Source organism: Sphingomonas sp. PR090111-T3T-6A, from assembly GCF_000383095.1.
Lineage (GTDB): Bacteria > Pseudomonadota > Alphaproteobacteria > Sphingomonadales > Sphingomonadaceae > Solisphingomonas.
Genome location: NZ_AORL01000004.1, coordinates 1 through 24067, shown reverse-complemented (window position 1 = coordinate 24067; position 24067 = coordinate 1). Strand labels below are relative to the sequence as shown.

At 68.1% G+C, this 24067-nt stretch carries 20 protein-coding genes, 1 pseudogene and 1 riboswitch; of the genes and pseudogenes, 6 read left to right on the top strand and 15 right to left on the bottom strand.

The genetic code is table 11. The features are described from left to right. Positions 1-147 precede the first annotated feature (147 nt). On the bottom strand, positions 148-2268 hold the full coding sequence (locus ST3T6A_RS0100580; RefSeq protein ID WP_019830935.1) for a malate synthase G: 2121 nt from the start codon (positions 2266-2268) through the stop codon (positions 148-150). Positions 2269-2367: 99 nt separating this feature from the next. On the opposite strand from ST3T6A_RS0100580, the gene ST3T6A_RS0100575 reads away from it, so the two are divergent. Beyond that, entirely contained in the window at positions 2368-3261 is an 894-nt protein-coding gene (locus tag ST3T6A_RS0100575) for a LysR family transcriptional regulator (RefSeq protein WP_019830934.1), read from the top strand. Here the strand turns inward: ST3T6A_RS0100575 and ST3T6A_RS0100570 are convergent. The 4 genes from ST3T6A_RS0100570 to ST3T6A_RS0100555 all read right to left on the bottom strand — a co-directional run bounded on the left by ST3T6A_RS0100570 (position 3258) and on the right by ST3T6A_RS0100555 (position 8930). After that, positions 3258-4928: a fatty acid--CoA ligase gene (locus tag ST3T6A_RS0100570; RefSeq protein WP_019830933.1), complete on the bottom strand. Its 1671-nt coding sequence runs from the start codon at positions 4926-4928 to the stop codon at positions 3258-3260. The genes ST3T6A_RS0100575 and ST3T6A_RS0100570 overlap by 4 nt on opposite strands. Positions 4929-5008: 80 nt before the next feature. Continuing rightward, entirely contained in the window at positions 5009-7792 is a 2784-nt protein-coding gene (locus ST3T6A_RS0100565; RefSeq protein ID WP_026359305.1) for a TonB-dependent receptor, read from the bottom strand. A 272-nt stretch (positions 7793-8064) separates the two neighbouring features. Beyond that, positions 8065-8448 (bottom strand): hypothetical protein, encoded by a 384-nt coding sequence (locus ST3T6A_RS0100560; protein WP_019830931.1) that lies wholly within the window; start codon positions 8446-8448, stop codon positions 8065-8067. Beyond that, positions 8445-8930, bottom strand: coding sequence for an RNA polymerase sigma factor (locus tag ST3T6A_RS0100555; protein ID WP_157602248.1), 486 nt, complete (start codon positions 8928-8930; stop codon positions 8445-8447). Before ST3T6A_RS0100555 ends, ST3T6A_RS0100560 begins: the two co-directional genes overlap by 4 nt. Before the next feature lie 202 nt (positions 8931-9132). Here ST3T6A_RS0100555 and ST3T6A_RS0100550 point away from each other — a divergent pair, with 202 nt between their 5' ends. Beyond that, positions 9133-11079: a transglycosylase domain-containing protein gene (locus ST3T6A_RS0100550; RefSeq protein WP_019830929.1), complete on the top strand. Its 1947-nt coding sequence runs from the start codon at positions 9133-9135 to the stop codon at positions 11077-11079. A gap of 14 nt (positions 11080-11093) precedes the next feature. On the opposite strand, the gene ST3T6A_RS0100545 is transcribed toward ST3T6A_RS0100550, so the two are convergent. From ST3T6A_RS0100545 to ST3T6A_RS22220, 6 genes and pseudogenes are all read right to left on the bottom strand, one after another. Continuing rightward, positions 11094-12146 carry an aromatic ring-hydroxylating oxygenase subunit alpha gene (locus ST3T6A_RS0100545; RefSeq protein WP_202804553.1) on the bottom strand — a complete coding sequence of 351 codons (1053 nt, stop codon included), beginning with the start codon at positions 12144-12146 and terminating at the stop codon, positions 11094-11096. 66 nt (positions 12147-12212) lie between these two features. Beyond that, positions 12213-12764: a gamma carbonic anhydrase family protein gene (locus ST3T6A_RS0100540; protein ID WP_019830927.1), complete on the bottom strand. Its 552-nt coding sequence runs from the start codon at positions 12762-12764 to the stop codon at positions 12213-12215. Positions 12765-12825: 61 nt separating this feature from the next. Continuing rightward, the gene (locus tag ST3T6A_RS0100535; RefSeq protein ID WP_019830926.1) at positions 12826-13227 is read right to left on the bottom strand and encodes a c-type cytochrome; all 402 of its coding nucleotides are present in this window, start codon (positions 13225-13227) and stop codon (positions 12826-12828) included. A 297-nt stretch (positions 13228-13524) separates the two neighbouring features. Continuing rightward, positions 13525-14535, bottom strand: a complete 1011-nt coding sequence (locus tag ST3T6A_RS0100525) for a sodium:calcium antiporter (RefSeq protein ID WP_019830924.1) — start codon at positions 14533-14535, stop codon at positions 13525-13527. Between the two features lie 3 nt (positions 14536-14538). After that, positions 14539-14713: riboswitch (yybP-ykoY riboswitch) on the bottom strand. A gap of 42 nt (positions 14714-14755) precedes the next feature. Continuing rightward, positions 14756-15496: an SDR family oxidoreductase gene (locus ST3T6A_RS22110; RefSeq protein ID WP_026359303.1), complete on the bottom strand. Its 741-nt coding sequence runs from the start codon at positions 15494-15496 to the stop codon at positions 14756-14758. 24 nt (positions 15497-15520) lie between these two features. After that, a pseudogene (locus ST3T6A_RS22220) lies at positions 15521-15838 on the bottom strand (antibiotic biosynthesis monooxygenase family protein); the annotation flags it as partial. Between the two features lie 81 nt (positions 15839-15919). Between ST3T6A_RS22220 and ST3T6A_RS0100515 the strand changes: the two are divergent. Together ST3T6A_RS0100515 and ST3T6A_RS0100510 are read left to right on the top strand one after the other, a co-directional pair. Beyond that, positions 15920-16600, top strand: a complete 681-nt coding sequence (locus ST3T6A_RS0100515; RefSeq protein WP_019830922.1) for a murein L,D-transpeptidase catalytic domain family protein — start codon at positions 15920-15922, stop codon at positions 16598-16600. After that, positions 16597-17433 carry a PhzF family phenazine biosynthesis protein gene (locus tag ST3T6A_RS0100510; protein WP_019830921.1) on the top strand — a complete coding sequence of 279 codons (837 nt, stop codon included), beginning with the start codon at positions 16597-16599 and terminating at the stop codon, positions 17431-17433. The genes ST3T6A_RS0100515 and ST3T6A_RS0100510 overlap by 4 nt, the downstream gene beginning before the upstream one ends. A gap of 45 nt (positions 17434-17478) precedes the next feature. On the opposite strand, the gene ST3T6A_RS0100505 is transcribed toward ST3T6A_RS0100510, so the two are convergent. Beyond that, entirely contained in the window at positions 17479-19374 is a 1896-nt protein-coding gene (locus tag ST3T6A_RS0100505) for a CocE/NonD family hydrolase (RefSeq protein ID WP_019830920.1), read from the bottom strand. A 305-nt stretch (positions 19375-19679) separates the two neighbouring features. Between ST3T6A_RS0100505 and ST3T6A_RS0100500 the strand changes: the two genes are divergently transcribed. Then, positions 19680-20249, top strand: coding sequence for a hypothetical protein (locus ST3T6A_RS0100500; protein WP_019830919.1), 570 nt, complete (start codon positions 19680-19682; stop codon positions 20247-20249). A 131-nt stretch (positions 20250-20380) separates the two neighbouring features. Here the strand turns inward: ST3T6A_RS0100500 and ST3T6A_RS0100495 are convergent, their stop codons facing one another. Together ST3T6A_RS0100495 and ST3T6A_RS0100490 are read right to left on the bottom strand one after the other, a co-directional pair. Then, positions 20381-21160 (bottom strand): SDR family oxidoreductase, encoded by a 780-nt coding sequence (locus ST3T6A_RS0100495; RefSeq protein ID WP_019830918.1) that lies wholly within the window; start codon positions 21158-21160, stop codon positions 20381-20383. A gap of 134 nt (positions 21161-21294) precedes the next feature. Next, positions 21295-22224: an MBL fold metallo-hydrolase gene (locus tag ST3T6A_RS0100490; protein WP_019830917.1), complete on the bottom strand. Its 930-nt coding sequence runs from the start codon at positions 22222-22224 to the stop codon at positions 21295-21297. A gap of 314 nt (positions 22225-22538) precedes the next feature. Here ST3T6A_RS0100490 and ST3T6A_RS22105 point away from each other — a divergent pair, with 314 nt between their 5' ends. Next, a complete protein-coding gene (locus ST3T6A_RS22105) occupies positions 22539-22673 on the top strand; it encodes a hypothetical protein (protein WP_268869712.1) in 135 nt (44 codons plus the stop codon). A 246-nt stretch (positions 22674-22919) separates the two neighbouring features. On the opposite strand, the gene trhO is transcribed toward ST3T6A_RS22105, so the two are convergent. Then, positions 22920-23813, bottom strand: a complete 894-nt coding sequence (trhO, locus tag ST3T6A_RS18980) for an oxygen-dependent tRNA uridine(34) hydroxylase TrhO (protein ID WP_157602242.1) — start codon at positions 23811-23813, stop codon at positions 22920-22922. Positions 23814-24067: the final 254 nt, after the last annotated feature.

Sequence of the window (24067 nt, the reverse complement as noted above, 5' to 3'; positions counted from 1 at the left end):
GATGGCTGAACCTGATAGCGATTTCGGCCGCCCTTCCAATGTGGGATTTCCTCTGCCACGAAAGACCATGCCGTCCTTCCGGGCGGCATGGTCTTTCTCAACGACGGTGACGGGATTCTTCCGTCACTTGTGTCAACTTCGTCAACGTCATCCCTCCTGCTTCACCCTCTGGCGGAAGCGGTGAAGGAGCGGCTCCGTATAGCCATTGGGCTGGGTGAGCCCCTCGAACACCAGCGCACGCGCTGCCTGGAATGCGAGGCTCTCCGTCTCGCGCCCTGCCATCGGTCGATACGCCGGATCTCCCGCATTCTGCGCGTCCACCTTGGCGGCCATGCGGCGGAAGGCGGCATCCACCTCGGCCTCGCTTGCGACGCCGTGGAGCAGCCAGTTCGCCATATGCTGCGACGAGATGCGCAGCGTCGCGCGGTCCTCCATCAGGCCGATGTCGTGGATGTCGGGCACCTTGGAGCAGCCGACACCCTGATCCACCCAGCGCACGACATAGCCGAGGATGCCCTGCGCGTTGTTGTCCAGTTCCTCGGCGATCTCCTGGCGGGACCAGTTGCGTCCCTCGGCCAAGGGGATCGTCAGCAGCGCGTCGAGCGACGGCACCGGCTCGGCCGCCACCGCCTTCTGCCGGGCCGCGACATCGACGACGTGATAGTGCATCGCGTGCAGCGTCGCGGCGGTCGGCGAGGGCACCCAGGCGGTGGTCGCGCCGGACATCGGGTGGCCGCCCTTCTGCGCCAGCATGTCGGCCATGCGATCGGGCGCGGCCCACATGCCCTTGCCGATCTGCGCCCGCCCCGAAAGGCCACAGGCGAGCCCGATCGCGACATTGCGCTTCTCATAGGCGCCGATCCAGGCTGAAGCCTTCATCGCGCCCTTGCGGATCATCGCGCCGGCCCGCATCGAGGTGTGGATCTCGTCGCCGGTGCGATCGAGGAAGCCGGTGTTGATGAAGACGATGCGCCCCTTCACCGCCGCGATGCAGGCGGCGAGATTGGCCGACGTCCGCCGCTCCTCGTCCATCACGCCGACCTTGATCGTGTGGCGCGCGAGGCCGAGCAGATCCTCGATTCCATCGAACAGGCGATCGGTGAAGCCGGCCTCTTCCGGCCCGTGCATCTTGGGCTTCACGATATAGATCGAGCCCGCCCGGCTGTTGCGAAAACGGCCCTGCCCCTGAAGATCGTGCAGCGCGATCAGCGAGGTGACGATGCCGTCGAGAATGCCCTCCGGCGCCTCCGATCCGTCGGGGAGGAGCAGCGCGGGCGTCGTCATCAGATGGCCGACATTGCGCACGAAAAGCAGCGCGCGGCCGGGCAGCTCCAGCGTCGAGCCATCGGGCGCGGCATAGCGGCGGTCGGGCTCCAGCGCGCGGGTCATCGCGTGGCCGCCCTTGTCGAAGCGCGCCTCCAGATCGCCCTTCATCAGCCCGAGCCAATTGGCATAGGCCGCGACCTTGTCCCCGGCATCGACCGCCGCGATCGAGTCCTCCAGGTCGACGATCGTGCTGAGCGCGGATTCGAGCAGGACGTCGGCGATGCCCGCCGGATCGGTGCGGCCGATGGGATGGGCGCGGTCGATCACCAGCTCGATATGCAGACCGTGGTGACGGAAGAGCAGCGTGTCCCCCGCGCGCCCGACGAGCTGCGAGGGATCGGCCAGCACCGGCTCGCCACCCGCGAAATCGGCCCATGAGCCTTCGGCCAGCGGTACCGCCTCGTCGAGGAAGGTCTTGGCGCGGGCGACGACGTCCGCCCCGCGCTTCGCATCGTAGCCACCGGCAGGCGGCAGCGAGCCCAGCGCATCGGTGCCGTAGAGCGCGTCATAGAGGCTGCCCCAGCGCGCATTGGCGGCGTTGAGCAGGAAACGCGCGTTGAGCACGGGAACGACGAGCTGAGGTCCGGCCAGCGTCGCCACCTCGGGATCGACCGGGCCGGTCTCGATCGTGAAGGGCGCGGGCTCGGGGGCGAGATAACCGATCTCGCGCAGAAAGGCCTGATAGGCCGCCGCATCGACCCGCTGGCCGACACGCGCCTCGTGCCAGGCGTCGATCCGCGCCTGAAGATCGTCACGCTTGGCGAGCAGAACCGCGTTTTCAGGCGCGAAGCGGGCGAAGAGGCCGGCCACGCCCGCCCAGAAGGCATCCGCCTCGATGCCCGTGCCGGGCAGCGCCTGTTCCTCGATGAAGCGCGCCAGCGGCGGGGCCACGGCGAGGCCGGCGCGGTCGATCCTCTGGCTGTCGATGATCGTGTCGGTCATGATCTCTCCTCTCGGCGACACCGATCATAGCGCAGGCGGGATTGCATCATTAGACGGAAATTGTTCAATGCATTTGATCGCTCAGGGAAACAATCGCGCATGGATCGGGACTATCGGCTGTTCGCCCGCATCGTCGATCTCGGCAGCCTGTCGGCGGCGGGGCGCGAGCTGGGCCTCTCTCCGGCGGCGGCTTCCAAGCGGCTGGCGGCGCTGGAGGCGAGCCTCGGCGCGCGGCTGATCCACCGCACCACGCGGCGGCTCACCACCACCGAGGCGGGGCGCGTCTTCCATGAGGATGTCCGCGCCATCCTCGCCGCGATGGAGGCGGCCGAGGCGCGTGTCGCCGGCCGCGCCGAAGCTCCGAGCGGGCTGCTGCGGATCGCGGCGCCCACCTCCTTCGGCCGGCTGCACGTCGCGCCGCGCCTGCCCGCCTTCCTCGAACGCCATCCGGCGGTGCAGGTCGAGCTGCTGCTCGACGACGGCTTCACCGATCTGCTCGCCGAGCGGGTGGACGTGGCGCTCCGCATCACCGCGACGGCGCAGGGATCCGGGCTAACGGCAAGGCTGCTCGCGCCCAACCGCCGCGTGCTGTGCGCCGCGCCCGCCTATCTGGAGCGGCACGGCACGCCCGCCTCGCTCCGCGCTCTTGCCGGCCACCGCCTGCTCGCCGCCTCGAACCAGACGCCGTGGCGGCTGGAGAGCGTGCACGCCCGCCGCACGCTCGACGTGGAGAGCCATGTCCTCACCAATTCCAGTGAGGTGGTGCGCGAGCTGGCGCTGGCGGGTGTCGGCATCGCGCTGCGCTCGACATGGGATGTGGGCGACGAGCTGGCCTCGGGCGCGCTGCGGCGCATCCTGCCCGACTGGCAGGGCGCGAGCGACGTCGGCATCTATGCCGTCCATGCCCGCGCCGAGCCGCTGCCGGCGGCGCTGCGCTCCTATCTCGCCCATCTGACGGAGCTGTATGATCCGGCCCCGCCCTGGGAACGCTAGGCCTTCACCGTCATCGTCACCTTCGATTCGGAGGGCGCGGCGAAGCGGGCACGCAGCGCCTTCTTGTCGATCTTGCCGACGCTCGTCTTGGGCATCGCGTCGACCAGCTCCAGCCGGTCGAGCAGCGCGTAGCGGCTGATCATGCCCGCCTCGACCGCCTCTTCCAGCGGCGCGTTGAACCCCGCCAGCGTCGGCGCGGCGCCGGCGCGCGCCACCGCGACGGCAATCGGCCGCTCGCCCCAGCGCGCGTCGGGCACGCCGATCACCGCGACCTCGGCCACGCCCTTCACGCCCGCCAGCAATTCCTCGATGGTGAGCGAGCAGATCCACTCGCCGCCGGTCTTTACGACGTCCTTCAGCCGGTCGCGGATCTGGATATGGCCTTGCGGGTCGAGGCTCGCGACATCCTGCGTGTGGAGCCAGCCGCCGCGCCACAGCGCCTGCGAGGCTTCGGCATCCCCGGTATAGCCCTGGGTGAGCCACGGCGCGCGGACCACCAGCTCGCCGCGCGACCGGCCGTCGGCGGGGATGTCCGCCATGCCCTCGCCGACGATCCGCACCGAGACCAGCGGCACCGGCACGCCCGCCATGGTGAGCGCCGCCGCGTCGGCCTCCGGGCTCGCCTCGCCCCCGCGCCGGCGGCGGGCGATCGAGAGCGTCGGCGCCGTCTCCGACATGCCATAGCCCGCCACCAGCTCCATGCCGTGCCGGCGCGCCTCCAGATAGAGCGCCGGGGTCAGTGCCGAGCCGCCGATGATCATGAACCAGCCGGAGAGGTCCGCGCCCGTCTGGCCGGCCCCGGCGAGCAGCATCTGGAGGATGGTCGGCACGCAATGCGAGAAGCTCACGCCCTCCTGCGCGCGGAGCTTCAGGAGCATGCCCGGCTCGTAGCGGCCCGGATAAACCTGCTTCAGCCCCAGCATGGTGGCGATATAGGGAACACCCCAGGCATGGACGTGGAACATCGGGGTGAGCGGCATATAGACGTCCTCGATGCCGAGCCCGCGCTGACGGGTGACGCCGAAGGGCGCGTTGCAGGCGAGCGTGTGCAGCACGAGCTGGCGATGGCTGAACGCCACGCCCTTGGGATTGCCGGTGGTGCCCGTCGTGTAGAAGGTCGTCGCGATCGCGTTCTCGTCGAAATCGCGGAACGGATAGTCGGGCGAGGCGGCGGCCGACAGCGCCTCATATTCCCCCTTCGCATAAGCCGGGAGCGGGCCGTCGGTGCCGTCCATAATCGCCACCACCGCCTTCACCTTCGGCAGCGCCGGCAGGATCGCGTCGACGAGCGGGAAGAAGTCGTGATGGACGAGCAATATCTCGGCCGAGGCATGGTTCAGCGTATAGGCGACCTGCTGCGGCGAGAGGCGGACATTCACCGTCTGGAGCACCGCGCCCATCATCGGGATCGCGAAATAGGCCTCCAGATAGCGATGGCTGTCCCAGTCCATCACGCCGATGGTCATGCCCTCGTCCGCGCCGAGACCGGTGAGCAGCGAGGCAAGGCGGCCGATGCGCCGGCGCAGCTCGCGATAGGTGAAGCGGAGCTGGTCGCGATAGACGATCTCCTGATCGGCGGACGTCGTCAGCGCGGCATCGAGCAGATGGCCGATGGTCAAAGGGAAGGAATAGGCCTCCTCGGCCCGCTCCGCGAAACGCAGCGGCATCGCTCTCTCCTCATCTTTTCCGGCCATGATACGCCCGCCCCGCCGCAAGGCAATCGGCCCCAAAGGGCGGGCGCTCGCGGTCAGAATGTCTTGCGGAGCGTGAGCCCGAAGGTGCGCGGCTCGGCGAGGAAGCTGCTGTAGAGCTGGGTCGCGGTCTGCCCGGCCGAGAGCTGCGCCGCCGAGACGTTCCCGCCCTGTGTGGGCGAATTGAACGCGACCTGTTCGTAGTTCACGTTGAACAGATTCTGCACCCAGCCCTCGATGCTCCAGCTCCGGTCCGCCGCGCCGAGGCCGATGCGGGCGTTGATGACCATCGTGCCGGGCTGCTCCTTCTCGCTGAACAGATCGGAGCCGGTGTTCATCTCGGAGGTGTAGCGGAAGTCCGCGTAGAGGAGCCCGCGCAGACGGCCGACCGGCGGCGTCCACTGCGCCGAGCCCGTCACCGTGTAGAGCGAGGAAAGCGACAGCCGCCCGCCCGGCAGCAGCGACAGCGCCGGCTGGAGCGCATTGTTGCCGTTGATGTCCGGCGTGCCGGCGAGATTGTGGCGATAGCGGGTGTCGGCCAGCGTGAAGCCCGCCGAGACGGTGAAGTCCGGCGCGGGATAGAGGAAGGCCTCGATCTCGACGCCCTTCGACGTGACGCCGGACTCCTCGCTGGCGCATTGCGAATTGCCGGCGATCTGGTCCTGATCGGTGGTGCCGAGATCGTCCTTGCAGCCGCGTATGTCGGTGACGAAGAAGGCGGTGCCGTTGAAGGTGTTGAGCTGGAAGCTCTTGAAGAGCTGGTAGAAGCCCGCGACGTTGATGTCGAAGCCGCGCCCGCGATATTTGGTGCCGACCTCGAAGGCGTCCACCTTCTCCGGCTGGAATTGCAGGATGGAGAGGTTGTTCGTCGGCAGCGCGGTCAGCGTTCCGGGGTTGAAGAAGGGCGCGCGATCGAGGTTGAAGCCGCCCGCCTTGTAGCCGCGCGCATAGCTCGCATAGCCCATCAGCCGGTCGGTCGGCTTGTAGCTCAGGACCGCCGTGCCGGACCATTCGCCCTCGTGCCGGTGGCCCGAGAAATCGCCGCTCACCGAATTGATGACGCAGGGCAGCGCGCCGAGCGGGGTCAGGATCTGGTCGGCCAGCGCGGTGGCCAGCGCGGACGCGCTGCCGAGCGCGCCCGACGCCGCCAGTGCCCGCAACCGGGCGATGTTCGCGGAATAGGCGCCGCACGGGGTCGTGCTCTCGAGCGAGGCGTCGAGATGCTTGCGATCCCAGGTGTAGCGCGCGCCGAGCGTCAGCGAGAGCCGGTCGGTCAGATGCAGGATGTCGTGCGTGAAGATCGCATAGTTGCGGTCGCGCTGGTTGAAGATGTCGCGGTCGCCGGTGCCGGCCATGGTGACGTTCTGCACCTGTGCCGCGATGGCGCCGGCGATCTGGTTGACCACCGCCGGGGGCAGGCCGCCGAGCTGCGATGCCGCGAAGCCCTGCGCGAAGCCCTTGAGGTTGGCGAAGCCGGTCGCGCCGAAGAGCTGGCCGAGCGCCGGCACCTGCTGCCCCAGCAGTGCCGCGCCGAGCTTCGTCGCATATTGATCGTAGTCCGCGCCGAAGGAGAGATTGTCGTGGGTGGCGAGGCGCTCGTCGCCATAATAGCCGCCCACCAGCCAGTCGAGCCTGTCGCGGAAGGCCGAGCCCTGAAGCCGCAGCTCCTGCGTGAAGGTCCTGAAGCGGGTAAAGCGCCCGCCGTCGCCCGCGCGATAGAGCAGGTCGAGATTGTTGAAATCCGAATCCTGCCCGCTGGTGTATTTGTTGACGCGATAGGCGGTGATCGAGGTGAGCTTCGCGCCGCCGAAATCATAATCGGCCTGCACCGATCCGCCGCCGTCGTTCACCCGCGACAGATAATTCCGCCCCGGCGTGATCGCGACGCGGCGCGCATAAGGGTCGTCGAGGATCTGGCCATTGCCCGCGCCGGGCACGTTGGAGTGGATGCTCTCCTCCAGCGCCGCGATCGTGGAGGGCGTGATGACGAGGCTGCCGTCGGCGGTGCGCGTTGCGTTGCGGGTGGGCAGATAGACGGCCGCGCAGCATTCCTCGTTCTGGCGGCTGTAATCGCCGATCAGCAGGATCGAGAGCGCATCGCTCGGCTGGTAGCGCAGCTTGCCCCGGATCAGATAGCGGTCGCGGTCGTTCACCCGCCGGCCCGAGATCACGTCCTTCAGAAAGCCGTCGCGATGGTTGTAGACGCCGTCGAGCCGGTAATCGACGCCGCTGTCTCCGATCGGCCCGGTGATGCCGCCGGCGAAGCGGTAAGTGTCATAATTGCCGTAGCTTCCCTCGGCATAGCCGCCGAAACGGTCGCGGGGCATCGCGGTGGTGATGCTGATGAGCCCCGCCGAGGCGTTGCGCCCGAACAGCGTGCCCTGCGGCCCGCGCAGCACCTCGACATGGTCGATCGGCCCAAGTTCGGTGAGCGCCACGCCCGCGCGATTGCGGTAGACGCCGTCGATGAAGGTCGCGACCGAGCTTTCGAGGCCGGGATTGTCGCCCACCGTGCCGACGCCGCGGATGCGCGCGCCGCCCGCGCCGGCTTCCGAGGTGGTCGAGGAAACCAGCAGCGACGGCGCCACCTGGGTGAGCTGGCGGATGTCGGTCGCGCCGCTGTTGCGCAGCGTCTCCGGCGTGATCGCGGAGACGGCGATCGGCACGTCGGACAGGCGGCTGGCACGCCGCGTCGCCGTCACGATGATATCGGAAGCGTTGACCACCTCCTCGCCGGCCGAGGCCATCGGCTGCGGGGCGCTCTGCGGCGCCTCCTCAGCCCAGGCCGGCGCCGCGACGAGCGCGAGCGCGCTCCCCGTCAAACCCTTCCATGTCCGCATCGCCACTCCCCCCCCTTGTCGGGCGCCGCGCGTATTGTTGGACCCTATGCGCGCGAAGCCCCTCCATCCCGACTGGCATGGAGTTTCCGTCGAAAAGATGAAAAAGATGCGGAGAGGCGGCGCCCGGCGACACGCCGCGCCACGACAGGACGCAATGCCCCTGCGAGCATATCGTCTTCCCCCCTCGCCGACGGCGCAGCCCCCCGCGCCCGTCGTTCCCGATGGATGGCTATGCTGTGGAAGGCGGCATGGCAAGCGCCCGCTGGAGAGGGTCAGCGCAGTTCGGCGGAACCGGCAGCAGGGGCCGGGCGCATCGACGGCAGGATCACGAGCACGAACAGGATGGTGACGAGGAACACCAGCGCGGCGGACGCGATCCACATCCGCTCGCCCGACCGGCGCGCGCGGGCGGCGGGCGTGTCATCCCGCTCCGGCCAGAGGCGTCGTTTGGGAGCGGGTGCATCCAGCAACTCCCCGGCCACCGCCCGGTCGGCGATGGACAGCCGGTCGAACAGGAGAGCATTTTCCTCGTCCTCCGCCAGCCATTCGCTCAGCTCCGGCCAGCGATCGAAGGCCGGATCGTGCAGCCGCATGATCCAGCCGAGCGCGATCTCCTCGCGCGAGCTTTCCGGGATGGCGCGCATATTCGCCATCATGCCCGTATCCGCGACAGCAGCAGCGCGGCATAGGCGCGCCCCAGCTCCATCTCGACGACGCCGGGGCTGATGCCCAGCTCCTCCGCGATCGCCAGCCGGGACGCACCGTCCTGCCGATAACGACGGAAGACATGCTCCGCCCGCGCGCCGAGCGTGCGCAGCGTCTCCGGCGCCGGCGGCACGGGACGCGGCACGATCAGCGTGCGCTCCATCTCCGGAAGGTGGCGGCTCGTCCGCCGGTCGCGACGGGAAGCCCCGCGCTCCTGTTCCAGCACCAGCCGATGGGCGACGCGATAGAGATGGGACAATGGATCGGGCGTGACCGGGCCGGAGGTTCGCTGCGTCTCCACCCAGATATCCTGGAGCAGATCGTCCACCCCATGCTGGACGCATCGTCCGCGCAGGAAGGCCCTCAGCGCCGGCCGGTGCCTGAGGAAGACATCCGAAAGCGACTCACCCGCCAATTGCCCACTGTCGACCACGCGATACACGCTCCCTTGCACCCGCGAACCTAGGCCGCCACCGGGAAGGCGACAAGCAGCCTGCCATTCTGTAACGAAGCCATGCCTGCCATTCCCGTGCCAACACGATACTGGCGCCCCTCACCGTATTGCTGATATAACACAGTCCGTGCACAACCCCTTTTCCGCCCCCGATACGATTCCTGCCGGCTCCGCCCCGCCCGTGGCGACGCCTGGGCCGGTCGTGCCCGTCCCCGTGCAACGTCATCGCTGGCGTCTCCTGCGCTGGGCGATCTGCGGCGTGCTGCTGCTGTTCATGGCGGCGGTGGCGTGGCTGGCGGTGACGGCGCCGCTGTCGAAATCGCTCCAGCCGATCGCACCGCCGAGCGTCACCCTGCTCGCCGCCGACGGGCAGATCATCGCGCGCAAGGGCGCGGTGACGGACAGGCCGGTCGACGTGCGCAAGCTGCCGCCCCATGTCGGCGAGGCCTTCATCGCGATCGAGGACCGGCGCTTCTATCATCACTGGGGCGTCGATCCGCACGGCATCGCGCGCGCCATGTGGCACAATCTGCGCGCCGGACACATGCGCGAGGGCGGTTCGACGATCACGCAGCAGCTCGCCAAGCTGGTCTTCCTCACCTCGGATCGCACCGCCGGGCGCAAGCTGCGCGAGGCGATGGTCGCGCTCTGGCTGGAAGCGTGGCTGAGCAAGGACGACATCCTCTCGCGCTATCTCTCCAACGTCTATTTCGGCGACAATGTGTACGGCCTGCGCGCCGCCGCCCGCCATTATTTCGACAAGGCGCCCGAGCATCTGAGCGTCGGCGAGGCGGCGATGCTGGCCGGGCTGATGAAGGCGCCCTCGCGGCTCGCGCCCAGCTCCAATCTCGACGGCGCGCAGGCGCGGCAGGCGCTGGTGGTGCAGGCGATGGCGGAGGCCGGCTATATCGACGAGGCCACCGCGCGGGCGACGCCGCCGGCGCGGCTGCATCTCCGTCCGGTGCCGGCCGAGATCGGCGGATCGTGGTTCGGCGACTGGGTGCTCCCCGCCGCGCGCGACAGCGTGGGGACCGGCTATGCCGCGCAGCGTATCACCACCACGCTCGACAGCCGCCTCCAGCGCGCCGCCGAGGCCGCGACCCGCGCCGGCCCCGCCGGCACGCAGGTGGCGCTGGTAGCGATGAAGCCCGACGGGCGCGTCGTCGCGATGGTCGGCGGGCGCGACTATGCCGCCAGCAGCTTCAACCGCGCCGTGCAGGCGCGCCGCCAGCCGGGCTCGACCTTCAAGCTGTTCGTCTATCTGGCGGCGCTGCGCGACGGGATGACGCCCGATTCCCGCGTGGACGACAAGCCGCTCACCATCGACGGCTGGTCGCCCGCCAATGCCGATCATCGCTATCGCGGCTCGATCACGCTGCGCGAGGCCTTCGCGCGCTCCAGCAATGTCGCCGCCGTCCGCCTTGCGCAGAAGGTCGGGCCGGACGCCGTGGTGAAGGCGGCGCAAGATCTCGGCGTGGCCAGCCCGCTCAAGGCCGATCCCTCGATCGCGCTGGGCACCTCGGGCGTCTCGCTGCTGGAATTGACCGGCGCCTATGCCGCGGTCGCGGGCAATAGCTGGCCGGTGACGCCGCACGGCCTGCCCGATCCGCCGCAGGGCTGGCTCGACTGGCTGTGGGACCGCAAGCATCATTTCGACGACAGCCAGCACCAGATGCTGCTCGACCTACTCTCGGCCACCGTGAAGCAGGGCACGGCGCGCGGCGCGGCGCTCAGCACGCAGGTCTATGGCAAGACGGGCACCAGCCAGGGCAGCCGCGACGCGATCTTCGTCGGCTTCGCGGGCGGGCTGGTCACGGCGGTGTGGGTCGGCCGCGACGACAACCAGCCGCTGCCCGGCATGGCGGGCGGCGGGTTGCCGGCGAAGATCTGGCGGACCTTCATGGCGCAGGCGATCGGCGCGACGCCGCTCGGCCAGAAGGTGCCGGCGCTGGTCGACCCGGACGCCATCCCCGACGCGAGCGCCGAGGCGACGATCGGCAACACCACCTTCAACCTCCAGTTCGACGAGAACGGCCTGCACCTCTCGACCCGCCCCAATGCGCCCTCGGGCCCGGACAGCGAGGAGGAGAGCGAGGACGACGCGCCCGATCAGCCCGACAATGGCTGACCGGGCCCGACGCCTCAGGCCGGCGCGCCGCAGCGCTCCAGCACGGCGCGCAGCTCGCGGATCGGCGGAAACACCTCGTTGTTCCAGTCGCCCCCCTGCGCATCGTGGGCGGCCTGCTCCATCTCGACGATCTCCTTGTCCTCCTTGAAGATGGACTCGGTGAACATGGTGATGAACGGCCAGGCGAGGTCGAGCAGCAGCGGCAGGCCCGGCTTCTTGACCGAGAGATAGCCGAAGGTCCGGTTGGTCCGCTGCTCGGCGTCGAGCGGGGTGTAGCCCAGCCACACCGACAGCACCGGATCGCCCTCGTCAATCCAGAAGCGCAGATTCTGGTGCGGATAGTCAGTGCGGATGACCATCTTGTCCTTGCGGTCGGCCTCGTCCTTGCCGCGCATCAGGCCGAGGATCGCACCCTCGCCGATCGTCGCAGCACCCTCGGTGCGCGAGAAGGTGTAGCGCACCTCCGCCCAGTTCGGCCCACTGTCCCGCCCGAGGCAGGTGGCCTTCATCAGACCCATCTGCCGGCGGTGGAGGAACTGGTGGTTCATGTCGAACAGGTTCTCGTGCATGAACGTGTAGTGCGCGCCCACCTCGCGGTTGAGTTCGCGGGTCTTGTAGGTGCGATCCCCTTTTGCGCCGAGCGAAGCCGGCCGATGCGCATCGGCCAGCTCCGGGTTGCCGGGGAAGATGAAGATCAGCCCGTCCACCTCGTGCACGGGATAGGACTTCACGCCGTTGGGCAGACGCTCGCGCCCGAGATAGGGCACGTCGACGCACGCCCCGCTCTCGTCATAGGCCCAGCCATGATAGCCGCAGCGGACCGTGCACCCCTTCACGACGCCGTGGCTGAGCGGCACCTGCCGATGCGCGCAGCGATCCTCCAGCGCGAACAGAACGCCCTCCTTGCTGCGCACCACGACGACGGGATCGCCCGCGAAGCGCCGCGCCAGCATCTGGCCGGGCTTCAGTTCGCGGCTCCAGCAGATCGGATACCAATGATCCGGATGCGCGCCGACCTTCCTCAAATCACGCGACGATACGATCAGCCCGGCTTCGGCTTCCTTCATCAACAACATTATGACTCGCTCCCCACCCCCCAAGGGGCCGGAGCGTCGGCGTTCGTCGCCCGTTCGTCAATCGCGCCCTTCCGGCGGCCCATCAATGCGTCGCAAGCCCGCCGCATATCGCCGCTGCCGCGCAGCATAGCCCGCGGCCGAAGCCTTGAGCGCGACCATCGCCTCCTCGGGGAGCGTCTTCACCGCGCGGGCGGGCGCCCCGACGATCAGGCTGCGGGGCGGGAAGGCCTTGCCCTCGGTCACCAGCGCGCCCGCGCCGATCAGGCAATCGTCCGCGATCACCGCATTGTTGAGCACCGTCGCCCCCATGCCGACCAGCACCCGATCGCCGATGGTGCAGCCATGCAGGATGGCATGATGGCCGACCGTGCAGTCCTCGCCCACGCTGAGCGGACTGCCGGGATCGGAATGGAGCATCGCCCCTTCCTGGATATTGGTGCGGTCACCGACGAGGATCGGTGTGTTGTCCGCGCGGATCACCGCGCCGAACCAGATGCCCACCTCGCGCCCCAGCCGCGCGTCGCCGATCACGTCGGCGGATGGCGCCACCCAGCTCGATCCATCCTCGGGCAGCGTCGGCTTGAACCCGTCGATCTCGTAGAGCGGCATGGGAAATCTCCCGGCTTTGGAGGCGAGCCGCACCGGGCGAGCCCGGCGTGGCTTCGCGCCGTCACTTCTTGGTGCCGTCCACGGCGTACTGCTTGAGATAGGCGATCACGTCCGCCTGATCCTGCGGCTTGGCGAGGCCACCGAACGCCATCTGCGTGCCCGGCACCGTCTTGGCCGGCGCATGGAGGAAGCGGGCGAGCGTCGGCGCATCCCAGGTCAGGCCCGACTTCTTGAGCGCGGCCGAATAATCGTAGCCCGGTGCGGAGCCTGCCTTGCGACCCACCACGCCGTTCAGCACCGGCGCGGCCTCGGCCTCGGCGCCCTTGCCGATCGTGTGGCAGCTCGCGCACTGGTTGAACACGCGCTGGCCCGCTATCGGGTTGCCTGCCGGCAGCGCCTGGGCGGATGCGATGGTGCCGCCGGCCATCGCGACGAGGGCGGCAACGAGAATCCGGCTCTTCACATCCTACTCCTTCTACACGCGGCGCCTGTCCGGGCCGATCCCGCCACGGCGCGCCGTCTCCCGTTAGAGCGATTATGCCTCGGGCGAAATCATCATGAAGCCCGGCGATCAGAGAAAGCGGGGAAGTTCGTTGGATCGAACCCCATCCTCCGCGCATTCTGGCAAGTGGAGGAAGAGACCATGCACAGATCCCGCTTTCACCCCGGCCCGATCGAGAAGACCGGCCTGCTGATCGGCAATCTCGCGCTGTGGTCAACGCTCGGCTTCGGTGTCTGCCTTGGCCTTCTGCACAGCTGATCAACCCGCCATGTGGAAGGCGACCAGCACGCCCGCGAAGCCGATATAGAGCAATCCCATCGCGGCCAGCAGCCAGCGCGAGATCACGCCCCGCGCAAAGGCCGCGAACATCACCGCCACCGCCACCGCCGTCGCGATCGCCGCAACCCGCAGCGGCGTGTCGAGCATCCAGGGCGTGAAGAACAGGCCGAGCGCCGTCGGCACCGTCGCCTGGATCATCATCGCGCCGGAGATGTTGGCCAGCGCCAGCCGATGCTTGCCCTGCCGCACCCAGATGATCGCGTTCATCGTCTCGGGCAGCTCGGTGGCGATCGGGCTCAGGAGCAGCGCCAGAAGCTGCGGCTTGAGGCCCAGCGCCGGCCCCAGATGCTCGAGCTGCGTCACGAACAGGCGCGAGGCCGCGAAGATCACGCAGAGCGCGAGGCCGGTCTGGAGCGCGGCTGCCGCGAGCGTCGGCGTCTCGCGCCCCGGCTGGAACCTGAGCGGCTCCAGCTCGCCCTCCTCCATATCGCCGCCGCCCTTCATCTCCTGGCGGAGATAGAGACCGTAGGCGCCGAGGAAGAGCAGCCCCAGCCACGGCTTCCATGCGAAGGCGATCAGGCCCAGCGCCACCTTGGCCACGAAGATCAGCAGGAACCAGCCCTGATCGCGGCTGAGGTGCCGGAAGTCCTGCCGGATCTCGGCGGTGCGCGGCAATTGCTGACGCGTCGCGATCAGCACGAGGCCGACGGTCGCATAAGCAATGGTGGAGAGCGCCAGCGGCCCGCCCAGCGCCGCGCCGACGCCCAGCGCCTTGGAGGCGGCCCCCGCGCTGAAGGCGACGGCGACCAGCGTCACCACGCTCTCCGGCAGCGCCGTGCCGAACGCGGCGAGCACCGTGCCGGTCGCCTTCTCGCCGACCGACAGGCGACGGCCGATCCACTCGACGCCGTTCACGAAAAACTCGCAGGAGAGGTAGATGACGACGGCGGAGCCGAGCAGCAGCGCGATCGTCCAGGGCAGGGCAGGCATTGCGAACATCCCGGGGCCGGGCAAGGCGACGCATGAATCGATGCGCGCGCCCGGCCCCCCGGAACGCCCGCCGATCCATGGTCTCGCCAAACCGACAGGTCGCGCACGCCATGGCCGAGGCCAAGTTTGTTGACGTGCGCCCCGCATGACACGCGCGGGCGGCTACTCCCCAGGAAGTGGGGCGCCTTTGCCTCTTGCGGTCACCGACGTCAAGCCGCGCTCAGAAATGGGCGAGATAGCCGCCGTCGACCGCGATCACCTGCCCCGTGACATAGGAAGCCTGCGCCGAGGCGAGGAACAGCACCGCGCCCGCGATCTCCGCAGGCTCGCCCCAGCGGCCGAGCGAGGTGCGCCTCGCGAGATGATCGGCGACGTCCTCGTCCTCCACCATCGCGCGATTGGCATCCGTCGCGAAATAGCCGGGCGCGACGGCATTGACGGTGATGCCCCTGGGGCCAAGTTCGGCGGCGAGCGCGCGCGTCAGCGCCTCCAACCCTCCCTTGGCGGCGGTATAGGCGGCGTCGCCGGCGCGGGCGATCGGGCCGGCGATCGAGGTGATGTTGATGATCCGCCCGCCCGCCGGCATGTGCGGCGCCACCAGCCGGACGAGGTCGAACGGCGCGACGAGGTTCGTCTCCAGCAGCGCGCGGACGCTCGCCCGGTCCAGCTCGCCCAGCGGCCGGCGATCGCGCGCGCCGGCATTGTTGACGAGGATGTCGATCCGGCCGCGCGCCTCCGCCAGCCGGGCGACCGCCTCGGCCAGCCCCTCTTCGTCATCGAGATCGGCGACGAAGGCAGAGGCATTGAGTCCCTCTCCCACCAGCTCCGCCACCGCCGGTTCGAGCTTCGCCACATCGCGCCCATGGAGCAGCACATGCGCCCCCGCCCGTGCCAACGCGCGCGCCATCTCCAGCCCCAGCCCGCCGCCCGCGCCCGTGACCAGCGCGACCTTGCCCGTCAGGTCCGGCCCCGCCGCATGGGCGAGGCTGCGCGTCAGCAGATCGTCGCTGACGGTCATCGTGAAGATCGGCTCGGCGTTCGCGGGCGTCTCGGCGATGGCGTCGAGAAAGGCCGCGCGGGTGGCGGGCTCGTCATAGACCATCTTCTGGTCGAACGCCGCGCGCCAGGTGGCCTCGTCCGGCCACTCCGCATAGCCCACGAAACGCCCGTCGGCGTCGCGGTGCAGGCGCGAGCCGTAGCTGCCATAGCGCTCGCGGATAAGCTGGGTGCCGCGCCGCCATGCGGCGCGGAATTGCGCCTCCTTGCCGGGATGGACCCGCCACCAATAAACCGCGACGAACATCCTGCCTGACTAGCGCACCGGCCGCCGGATCGCCAGCGAAGCGGCCTTATCGCGCGCCGCGAACATGCTAGGATCGCTCCGATGGCGACGCCCTTCCTCCCCTCTCGCCGAGCGGTGCTCCAGTCGGCCGCACTGATCGCGGCGTGCGGAGCGGGGGCGGCCGATGCCGCCGTCCAGCGCGGCCTCGCGGCGGTGGCGCCGATGGTGGACCCTGTGCTCGTCGCCCGCGCGCTCGATGCGCTGTGGCGACACGACGGCATCATCTGGTCGCGCGACGTGGTCGCCATCGCCGATTTCGGCCTGCCCTCCTCGGCGCCGCGCTTCCACCTGATCGACATGCTGGCGGGCAAGACGACGAGCCTGCTGGTCGCCCACGGCAAGGGCTCGGACCCCGATCATACGGGCTGGCTCCAGAGCTTCTCGAACGAGAACGGCTCGGAAGCCACCTCGGAAGGCGCCTATCTCACCGGCGAGACCTATACCGGCATTCACGGCCTGTCCCGCCGGCTGGCCGGCCTCGACCCGAGCGATGCCAATGCCGAGGCGCGGGCGATCGTCATCCACTCGGCCCGCTATGTCGATCCGTCGCTGCTCGCGACACAGGGGCGGCTGGGCCGCAGCGACGGCTGCTTCGCCTTCTCGGAGCAGGACATCGGCTTCGTGCTCGCCCGGCTCGGGCAGGGTCGCCTTCTCTATGCCGGACGCTCGCACGGCCCCGGCGCCCCCATCCCCTTTCCGGCTCCGGGAGTATCCGCGACATGAATTTCCAGATGGTCGACGTGTTCGGCGCAAGCCCCTTCACGGGCAATCCGCTGGCGGTGGTGGCCGGCGCCACCGATCTCGACACCGAGACGATGCAGCGCATCACCCGCTGGCTCAATCTCTCCGAGACGACCTTCCTGCTGCCGCCAACCACCCCGGAGGCCGACTATCGCGTACGCATCTTCACGCTGGAGCGCGAACTGCCCTTTGCAGGCCATCCGACGCTCGGCTCCTGCCATGCCTGGCTGGCGGACGGTGGCGTGCCGAAGCGCGGTGGCGAGATCGTGCAGGAATGCGGCGCCGGGTTGATCCCGATCCGGCAGGAGGGCGGCATGCTTGCCTTCGCCGCCCCGCCGCTGATGCGCTCGGGGCCTGTGGAGGAGGACAAGCTCGACGAGGTGGCAGGCGTGCTCGGCATCGCGCGGGACGCCATCGTCGAGGCGCAGTGGATCGACAATGGCCCCGGCTGGATCGGCGTGCTGCTCGATTCCGCCGACGCCGTGCTGGCGCTCCGTCCGGCACGCAGCCATCCGCGACGCATCGACATCGGCGTGGTGGGGCCCCACGCGCCGGGCGGGGATACCGCCTTCGAGCTGCGCGCCTTCTTCAGCGATTCCCATGGCGGGCTGGTCGAGGACCCGGTGACGGGCAGCCTCAATGCCTCGGCTGCGCAATGGATGCTGGGCTCGGGCCGGGGAACCGCCCCCTATGTCGCGGCGCAGGGCACCGCGCTCGGCCGCACCGGCCGCGTCCGGGTGGAGCAGGACGGCGCCGGCACGATCTGGATCGGCGGCCGCACCGAGACATTGTTCCGGGGCGAGACCCGCTTCTGAGTGGCGGTCGCCCGGATCGACCGAGGCCGATCCGGGTGAGGAGCCTCACTTCTCCGCCGTGCTCCCAGCCACGATCGGCAGCAGCACCGAGCTGGCGCCCGCCGCGCCATGCACCACCGTCACCGTCGCCTTCCGATAGTCGGACGGCTTGGCGAACAGGATGTTGGGCACATAGGTCTGCGGGTTGCGGTCATAGACCGGGAACAGGCTCGACTGGATCTCGACCATGATGCGGTGTCCCGGCTTGAACACATAGTTCACCGTCGGCAGACGGAACTTATATTCCTGCACCTCGCCCGCCGGGATCGGCGTCGGATCGGAGAAGCTGTTGCGATAGCGCCCGCGGAAGATGTCGAGGCTGATCGGCAGCTGATAGCCGCTCATCTCCGGCTGCTCGGGCACGGCGGCGGGATAGACGTCGATGATCTTCACCACGAAGTCGCCATCCGTGCCGGTGGTCTTGGCGAAGATGTCCGCGATCGGCGCGCCTTGCAGCGTCACCGCATGGTCGAGCACGGGCGTCTGGTAGCTCAGCACGTCGGTGCGGTTGGAGACGAAGCGCTGGTCCTGCACCAGCCAGGTCGTCCACCGGCTGCGATCCGAGAAGGCCACCGGCGTGGGCAGGAAGGGCACCGGCTTGGCGGGATCGGAGACATAGCTGTCCTCCGCCGCCTCGCCGGCCGCGGCCGGCCTGTCGAAGGCGAGGCCCGCATTGGCCTGCAGATAGAGCGGCGTCAGCGATGGCGCGCCCGGCCAGTCGGCGAACTTGTCCCAATGATTCTCGGCCGGGTTGTAGATCAGCACCGGCGGCGTCGGCTCGGCGGGCTTCCGGTCCTTCAGATAGGTGTTGAAGAAGGGGATGAGCACATCCTTGCGGAAATCGGCGGCCGTATCGCCCTTCCACTTGAGCGGCCCGAGAGTCTCGGCCGCGCGGTTCACCTGGCTGTGATACCACGGCCCCATCACCAGATGGTTGTTGGCCGCCATCCCCTTGGCCTTGAGCGCCTCCCAGCTATGGACGGCGCCGTACATATCCTCCTGATCCCACAGGCCCTGGAGCCACATGGTCGGCACCGTCGAGGGATGCGCCGCGACCTGCTTGTCGAGCGCCTGATATTGCCAGAAGGCGTCATAGGCCGGATGCGCCGACATGCGCGTCCACCAGGGCAGGTCCTTCAGGCCATGCGCCTCGGCAAACGCGCCGGCCGAGCCTGCATCGAGGAAGTTCTGATAATCGTCATGCGACCAGCGGGGGATATCCTTGCCCTTGCCGGTCTTGCTGGTCTGGCCCGTGAAATAATCGAGATTCACCTGCCGAAAGGCGCCGTAGTGGAACCAGTCGTCGCCCATCCAGCCGTCGATCATCGGGCTTTCCGGCGCGGCCACCTTGAGCGCGGGGTGTGGATGAAGCAGCGCCATCGTCACCGTCCACCCGTCATAGGACGAGCCGATCATGCCGACGCGCTGGTTGGATTCGGCGACATTCTTCACCAGCCAGTCGATCGTGTCCCAGGCGTCGGTGGTGTCGTCGGTCTTGGTCGGGTTGAGCGGGCCGACCGGCGGGCGCGTCATGACATATTTGCCCTGCGAGCCATATTTGCCCCGGATATCCTGATAGACGAGGATATATCCGTCGCGCACCCACTCGCGGTTCGCCGACCAGACGGCCTCTTCCAGATGCGGGCTGTTCGTCTTGGAGAAGCCCGAGGCGTCATAGGGCGTGCGTTCGAGCAGCATCGGCAGCCCCTTCGCGCCCTTGGGCACGAGGATGACGGTGTGGAGCTTCACGCCGTCGCGCATCGGGATCATCACATCCCGCTTCACATAGTCGAACGCCTGCTCGGGCTGCTCCCACTTGGCGGGGATGTCCGTGCCGGTCTGCACCATGTCCGGCGTGACCGGCGGCGGCGCGGCGGCCATCAACGCCCAAACCGACGCCATTGCGAGCCAAGGAATGTAACGCAAACCAACCTCCCTGTTGCACCCCCGATACAGGCATACAGGCTGGGATAGGTCGGACAAGGTCGGCGACGGCTCGCTCTCCGGCCCGGGCATCCCGAAGGCATGGTACAATCAAGGGCGGCCCTCGACAGACTTCTGCATTATCATGCTCCAATCATCGCAAGTGGAACCAAATTTCCGGACCATTGGTTCTGTGCCGAGGAAGATCATGAGGAGGATGAGTCATGAGACACCCTGCTCGAATAGCGCATGGTATCGGCTTCTCTGCACTTCTTGTACTTGCGATGACACCTGCCATCGCGGGCAAGGGTGACCGCGCACAGGCAGCGATTGCAGAAGCGCGTGGCAAGGTCGATGCGGCCAACAGGGCCGGCACGACCGGCCAGGTGCCGGCATTGCAGGCGCGTGCGCAGGCCGCCCTTCGCACGGCCGAGGAGGATGTGGCGCGCGGGGACAAGGAGCAGGCGATCGCCGATGCGAACCATGCGTCGGAGCTGGCCGACATGGCGATCGGCGAGTCCAACAAGGCGCGGGTCGAGAATGAGCGGGCCCGCCACGCCGACGCGATGGCCGCCACCGCCGCCGCCCAGCAGGATGCCGTCGCCGCCAACGCGCGGGCCGATGCGGCCGAGCAGTCGGCTGCGCAGGCTAATGCTCAGGTGGAAGCGATGCGCAACGCGCCGCCGCCGCCCGCCCCCGTCACGACGACGGTGACGACTGAGGAGCATGCCGTCCACGCGACGGCTCCGCGCGTGGTCCACCATGTCGTGCGAAAGACGACCACCCCGTCCCGGACGGTCGCGGAGAAGAAGACCACCACAACGGTGACGACGTCGCCCGGCCCGGGCGGCTGACGACAGGCTCGAATATGCGGGAGGCCCCCGAAGCTCTTTTGCTTCGGGGGCCTCTTGGCATGGATCAAGTGGTCGGTTTGCTACAACTGATATCTACCCGAGCGCGAATCTGGACGGCGCTTCGTGTGACCCTACAAAACCCCGGAATAGGCACCGCCATCGATCAGGAGACTCTGCCCGGTGATGTACCCAGCCTGGGCCGAGCACAGAAAGGCGCAGGCGGCACCGAATTCCGAGGGGTCGCCGAAGCGCCCCGCGGGAATGTCGGCCTGCATCTCCTGCCGCACGGTCTCGTTTGGAACGCCGCGCCGCTCGGCTATCGTCTGCACGTTCGAGCGGCGCCGGTAGGTTTCGAACGCTCCGGGCAACAGGAAGTTGATGGTGACGTTGGCATGCGCCACCGACCGCGCCACGCCGGCGAGGAAGCCGGTCAACCCGGCCCGGGCGCCGCTGGACAGGTCGAGCCCTGCTATCGGCATCTTCACCGTGGCCGAGGTGATGTTGACGATGCGGCCGAAGCGCCGCTCGACCATGCCGTCGATCACCCGCTGCACCAGCTCGATCGGCGCCGCCATGTTGTCGACCACGCCGGTCAGCAGGGCCTCGCGATCGATCTCGCGGAAGTCGCGGAGCGGCGGGCCGGCATTGTTGTTGACCAGGATGTCGACCCGGGTCGCGGCCTGCATCAGCGCGTCCTGACCGGCGCGGGTGGTGACGTCGCCAACGACGGCGATCACCTCTGCCCCGGTCTCGGCCCGGATCTCCTCGGCGGTCCGCTCCAGCGTCGCCTGGTCGCGGCCGTTGATCACCACGCTGCAACCGGCCCGCGCCAGTTCCAGCGCACAGGCCCGCCCGAGACCCCGGCTCGACGCGCAGACCACGGCCTGCCGCCCCTTCAGCCCGATATCCATGTCATCCTCCATTCCCGACGCCCGGTCAGCGGGCGGTATAGCGGTGCTCCACCCCGGCGCCGGCGCACGCCTCGTGCGCCGGCTCAACGATCTTTTCGGGCCGCGGGTGTCGAACGCGCCCCTGAAACGAGCGCTCAGTCGATCCGAAGGCTCTGCTGCATGGCGAAGCACTGGGACCAGATGAACACGTCGTACGCCGCCAGGCGCGACTGCCATTTGGGCGTTACCGTGTTGACGCACTTGACCACCACGCGGTCGATATAGTTGTCGGCCACCGCCCACGGGTTGGCCTTGTCCGCGGCATCCATCCCGACGCCGACGGGCGTGGTCTGGAGCGCCGTTCTGGTGGCCGACTTGACGTCGTTCATGAATGCAAGCTGCTCGCGCACGTCGGCGTGGGTCCCGACGCGATCCACATGCCCACCGACCAGAGTCTCGAACGGAATCCTGTCGATCTCGGCGACCTGCTCGAAATAGCCGGGGATATCCTGCGCGTCGGCGAAGCCCGACCATGCCATCCAGCCCGGGAAGACGACATCGACCACCATCAGCACCTTCTGCGCCGGCGCCCAGATGAAGATGTTGCCGGGCTCGTGGGCGACACCGTGATAGCTCAGCTCCAGAACCTGGCTGCCGACCTTCAGCGTGTATCGATCCTTGAACGTGACCGTGGGCAAGGGGCGCTTCGGATCATTTGATCGAGCAAGCAGGCGGCCTGTCTCCTCCTGGGCGATGATGATGGGGTGTCCCCCCAGATCCGCCGCGCCACCGATATGGTCGATATGGGCGTGGCTGTAGATCAGATGGGTGATCGGCCGATCCGTCACCTCCGCGATCGCCTGCTTCAGATGTGCCGAGTAGCTGGGCGGCGCATCCACCACCACGACGCCCTTGTCGTAGACCAGGAACATCGACTGGTATCCATTATCGGTCACCATGTAGAGACCGCCGCCCAGCTGCTGGAGGCGATAGCCTTTGGCGGGGTCCACCGGCGGCACCGCGGCCGGGTGCGGCAGCGGCAGATAGCGATCCACGCGGACGCCGATCGGGGCGATCGCCGGCATCTCCTGGTAGGCCGCACCCGCCGCTCCGGGCGCCGCCGCTGATTGCGCCCATGCGCCATTCCCAGATGCCAGCCCAAGACCGAAGGCAATCACCAGCGCCCTTGGAATCGAGTAATTCATAGACGACGTTCCGACAAGATTGCGCAAAACTCTCGGCAGCATTGGAAACATCCTGACTGTTTGGTCGCGTGCTCCAACTTGATGATATTTCTCGTCATCAAAACAATAGAGCATACATCGTGCGATTTATATGAGTTTACTCAGTCGGATGCATATCATGCCGAAGTATAGGCACCCCAAGCCGTGTGAACAGATTGATCAAGGTCATGGGGGTGGCGAAGGCAAAGAGTGAGGCGAGGTTTTCGCTTAGTCTTCTCGCAACTCAGGGCGATGCGTTAGAAGCGCTTGAGCTTGCCGACGGCACACTCGATCCGGGCGCGGTTCTGTAGAGTGCCAGGGCCAGCTTGTTCTTTTGGGCCTTGTGCGGGATAACGGGAGCGATACCGCGCTCTCGTATAGCCTGTCAGCTAGCCTTGCCGGGATAGCCTTTGTCGCCGATGGCCGGTCGCGGCAGGCCAGACAGTTCGCCCATCGTCCGATATATCACGGATCGGCCAGAACAGTAGCGAAGGACCGCTTTCTATCAATCCGGGGATGTTCGGATAGACATATCAGCCTGCCGAACAGATCGCGGCTTACGCAAGCTCGAGCGGCTGACAGCCAGGGCAACTCATGCCCTCGCTGTAGAGCGGCGTGGCCCGATCAGCGTCGCTCACCGCCCGGCCGCAGGCGCGGCAGCGGACATGCTGTCCCTCCCGCAGGCCATGGCCGACGGTCACGCGCTCGTCGAAGACGAAGCACTCTCCCTGCCACAGGCTCGCCTCCGCCGGCACCGTCTCGAGATATTTGAGGATGCCGCCTTCCAGATGGTAGACATCCTCAACGCCTTCCGCCTTCAGGAAGGCCGTCGCCTTTTCGCAGCGGATGCCGCCGGTGCAGAACATGGCGACCTTCGGCGGAGGCCCATCGCCGAGCAGCGCGTCGCGATGCGCGCGAAACCAGGCGGGGAAATCGCGGAACGTCGGCGTCCGGGGATTGATCGCCCCCGCGAACGTCCCGACCTCCACCTCATAGTCGTTGCGCGTATCGATCAGGATCGTTCCGGGCTCGGCGATCAGGGCATTCCACGCTTCCGGCGCGACATAATGCCCGACATCGAGCAGCGGATCGATGTCGGGTTGCCCCATCGTGACGATCTCGCGCTTGATCCGCACCTTCAGCCGCTGGAACGGGGGCGCCTTCGCCCGGGAGAATTTGGGCTCCAGCCCGGCGCAACCCGGCAGGCTCCGGATGTCGGCGATGACCGCCCCGATCGCCTCATCGCTTCCGGCGATGGTTCCGTTGATGCCCTCGCTCGCGAGAAGCAGCGTTCCCTTGACGCCCACTGCATGGCAAAGCTGCTCCAGCCGTTCGCAGATGCCCGCGCAATCGGCAAAAGGCGTGAACCGATAGAGCGCGGCCACGCAGATCGGCAGATCGCCATCGGTCACTTCAAATCCCAATCTGTTGGCGCGGAAGCGAGCGTCCATAGGGTTTGCGGACCGATTCCACCACCATCGTCGCGCGATAGCCCTGCGCCATCCCCGGGGCATGGCTTTCCAACAGACAAGATCGGCGAAACCGGTCCGGCAGCTATTCTAGATCGGCGGCCTCACTGGACCAAGGCCACGTCTGAGCGTTGGCGGCTCCGGAGTAGCGGAGGAGTAGCGGACTGGACTGGATGGAGACGAAAGAGCGCCGCAGGTAGTCCTGCGCCGCTGTGGTTTGTCCGGTATGTTGGGGA

Excerpts from the sequence above, each read along its gene's own strand:
- ST3T6A_RS0100580 (WP_019830935.1), bottom strand. The coding sequence starts at position 2,268 with ATGACCGACACGATCATCGACAGCCAGAGGATCGACCGCGCCGGCCTC.
- ST3T6A_RS0100575 (WP_019830934.1), top strand. The coding sequence starts at position 2,368 with ATGGATCGGGACTATCGGCTGTTCGCCCGCATCGTCGATCTCGGCAGC.
- ST3T6A_RS0100570 (WP_019830933.1), bottom strand. The coding sequence starts at position 4,928 with ATGCCGCTGCGTTTCGCGGAGCGGGCCGAGGAGGCCTATTCCTTCCCT.
- ST3T6A_RS0100565 (WP_026359305.1), bottom strand. The coding sequence starts at position 7,792 with ATGCGGACATGGAAGGGTTTGACGGGGAGCGCGCTCGCGCTCGTCGCG.
- ST3T6A_RS0100560 (WP_019830931.1), bottom strand. The coding sequence starts at position 8,448 with ATGATGGCGAATATGCGCGCCATCCCGGAAAGCTCGCGCGAGGAGATC.
- ST3T6A_RS0100545 (WP_202804553.1), bottom strand. The coding sequence starts at position 12,146 with ATGAAGGAAGCCGAAGCCGGGCTGATCGTATCGTCGCGTGATTTGAGG.
- ST3T6A_RS0100540 (WP_019830927.1), bottom strand. The coding sequence starts at position 12,764 with ATGCCGCTCTACGAGATCGACGGGTTCAAGCCGACGCTGCCCGAGGAT.
- ST3T6A_RS0100525 (WP_019830924.1), bottom strand. The coding sequence starts at position 14,535 with ATGCCTGCCCTGCCCTGGACGATCGCGCTGCTGCTCGGCTCCGCCGTC.
- ST3T6A_RS0100515 (WP_019830922.1), top strand. The coding sequence starts at position 15,920 with ATGGCGACGCCCTTCCTCCCCTCTCGCCGAGCGGTGCTCCAGTCGGCC.
- ST3T6A_RS0100510 (WP_019830921.1), top strand. The coding sequence starts at position 16,597 with ATGAATTTCCAGATGGTCGACGTGTTCGGCGCAAGCCCCTTCACGGGC.
- ST3T6A_RS0100505 (WP_019830920.1), bottom strand. The coding sequence starts at position 19,374 with ATGGCGTCGGTTTGGGCGTTGATGGCCGCCGCGCCGCCGCCGGTCACG.
- ST3T6A_RS0100500 (WP_019830919.1), top strand. The coding sequence starts at position 19,680 with ATGACACCTGCCATCGCGGGCAAGGGTGACCGCGCACAGGCAGCGATT.
- ST3T6A_RS0100495 (WP_019830918.1), bottom strand. The coding sequence starts at position 21,160 with ATGGATATCGGGCTGAAGGGGCGGCAGGCCGTGGTCTGCGCGTCGAGC.
- ST3T6A_RS0100490 (WP_019830917.1), bottom strand. The coding sequence starts at position 22,224 with ATGCCGGCGATCGCCCCGATCGGCGTCCGCGTGGATCGCTATCTGCCG.
- trhO (WP_157602242.1), bottom strand. The coding sequence starts at position 23,813 with ATGGACGCTCGCTTCCGCGCCAACAGATTGGGATTTGAAGTGACCGAT.